Source organism: Mesorhizobium sp. (genome assembly GCF_004962925.1).
GTDB lineage: Bacteria > Pseudomonadota > Alphaproteobacteria > Rhizobiales > Rhizobiaceae > Mesorhizobium.
In genome coordinates this window covers 7,226-8,890 of record NZ_SUEO01000098.1, presented here as the reverse complement: position 1 = coordinate 8,890, position 1,665 = coordinate 7,226, and the positions used below count along the sequence as shown (strand labels likewise).

Below are 1,665 nucleotides of genomic sequence, written 5' to 3'. Positions count from 1 at the left end.
GGGTCAGCGCGATCAGGTCCTGGATTTCCTGGCGGCGGAAGAGACCCTTGCCGGCTTGTGTCGCCACCGGAATGCCGCGACGTTCGAGCGCCTCCTCATAGCGCCACAGCTCTGCGCCGGTCGGGGCCAGCAAAGCGATATCGCCGGCCTGGCAAGGACGTTCCGTCCCACTGCGCCGGTCGACAATCGGATGAGTATCAATCAGGCGCGCGCACAGATCGGCGATGGCATCGGCCTCGGCATCGCGCTGCCGCTCGGCGCTGGCCTTGCCGTTTTCGTCCGCCACGGCCACGTCGAGGGCCGCCACGCACAGGTCGCCGCGATCGTCGTGAAAAGGGTCGAGAGCGGTAAAACCGGGCTGGCCATCGGCCGAGAGCACCGCCTCGAAGCGCTCGTTGACGAAGGTGAGGATCGAGGCGCAGGAACGGAAATTGGTGGAGATCGACAGAAGGCTGTCGGGGTCCTGCGTGCGAAAGGCATCGCGAGCCTGCACATAGGCGCCGACGTCGGCGCCGCGGAAGCGATAGATTGCTTGCTTGGGGTCGCCGACCAGAAACAGCGCGCCCGGCCGGATCCGGAACCGTGTCCAGTCGTCAACGTCGTCGACCGGATCGCCGCACAGCCGCCAGAAGATCTCGGTTTGCAGGGGATCGGTGTCCTGGAACTCATCGACGAGGACACGCGCGAAGCGCTGTCCCAGCGCGCGCCGGACATCGTTATGGTCGCGCAGCAGGTCGCGCGCCGCGAAGATCAGGTCATCAAAGTCGAGCTGGGCGCTCGCCCGTTTGTAGTCGCGATAGCGCTGCAGGATCGGACGCGCGTCGTCGATCAGCGCCTCCAGAACCTGGCCGGCCGCGGCTTGAAGAAGCAAACTCCAAGCCTCGCAGCAAGCGTTGTAGCAGACCTCCGCTGCATCGTTCAGCCGATCTCCATCGGCCTTGGAGAGGCCAGCCTGCTTCGCCGCGGCAGCCCATTTGCCCTTCTTGCGATAGGAGGCAAAAGCGCCTGCCTTGGTGCAAAGATCCGGGTGCGGACGCAAGGTCAGAAGCTGGACCAGGCCGGAGGGCGTCGCGGGATCAGGACCGGCAGCCAACGCGGTCGCCATCTCGGCCAGCCGCTGGACGATCGCGAGCGTTTCCGGCTCGGTCGCCGCTGCCCTGCGCATGAAGGCCGCGAAATCCGCCGTCGCCTGCCGAAAGGCTGTCAGATGACCGTCAAGCGGCGATACGGGCGGCGCTGCGAGGGTGCGGCAGCGGCGGAGATTCTCAGCGATCTTGTGGACGAGCGCCACGGTTTCACTGGGGCTGTGCAGCACAATTTCGGCTAGGATGCCGTCCTGATCGGCGGACAGACGCTCGCGCAGCCAGCCATCGACGATCTCAAGGAAGGTGAGATCGGCCTGGTTGCGGTCCATGACGCCGGCGCCGGGATCGATGTCGGCTTCGGCCGGATAGGGCTTTATCAGATGCTGGCAGAAGCCGTGAATGGTCGAGCAGGTGATTTCGTCGATCACGGCGGTCGCGGCGGCGAGATTGTCGCGCTGCGCCTGCGACAAGCCACCGGGCAGCGCCACGCGCAGCTCGGTCGAGATGTTGCCGACCGCAAGATCGGCAACAATTTCGCGCACCCGCGAAAGCAGCTCACTGGCTGCTAGCTCTGTAAAGG

The 1,665-nt window shown here is 65.6% G+C and carries 1 protein-coding gene; it reads right to left on the bottom strand.

Features of this window, described 5'->3' with window-relative positions; translation table 11 throughout:
• A partial coding sequence (locus E5W87_RS19420) for an exodeoxyribonuclease V subunit beta (RefSeq protein ID WP_292400937.1) occupies positions 1 to 1,665 on the bottom strand: 1,665 nt, incomplete at both ends.